The following is a 399-nucleotide window of genomic DNA, read 5'->3' as shown; positions in this document are numbered from 1 at the left end:
TTAAAGTGTCATGAAAAAGTTAAAAACAGGCAAGCTTCAGGTTAAAAATAATACTTCAGACCAGCTGTGGTCATAAAGTTATAGCTTTCAATGCCTGCACCATTTTTGGTGTGATCAGATATATTCAAATTTCTGGAGTACAGAGAAGTATCACCTTTCTTATTAGTAATACGGTTCCATGTTCCTTCGACATAAACTTTAGCTGCAGGTGTAATATAATAACCAGCATGTAGTGAGACAGAGTAATAGTTCTGATTATTTACATCGCTACGATAGGTGATCCTTTTCTCAGGGTTGTAATGCTCATCATTATCCGATGCCTTCACCCATCCGCTATATTTGAAACTCCCCCCGAACTCAAAGCTATCATGCCGCTCATTACCGGTTAACCCTATATCG

The 399-nt window shown here is 38.3% G+C and carries 1 protein-coding gene; it reads right to left on the bottom strand.

The genetic code is table 11. The features are described from left to right. Positions 1-41 precede the first annotated feature (41 nt). On the bottom strand, positions 42-399 hold a 358-nt coding region (locus RTW80_RS27570), incomplete at its 5' end, for an omptin family outer membrane protease (RefSeq protein ID WP_312721277.1).

The organism is Escherichia sp. AM3 (genome assembly GCF_032029835.1).
GTDB lineage: Bacteria > Pseudomonadota > Gammaproteobacteria > Enterobacterales > Enterobacteriaceae > Escherichia > Escherichia coli.
The sequence above is the reverse complement of the archived record's forward strand: the minus strand, read 5'-3'. Positions and strand labels throughout refer to the sequence as shown.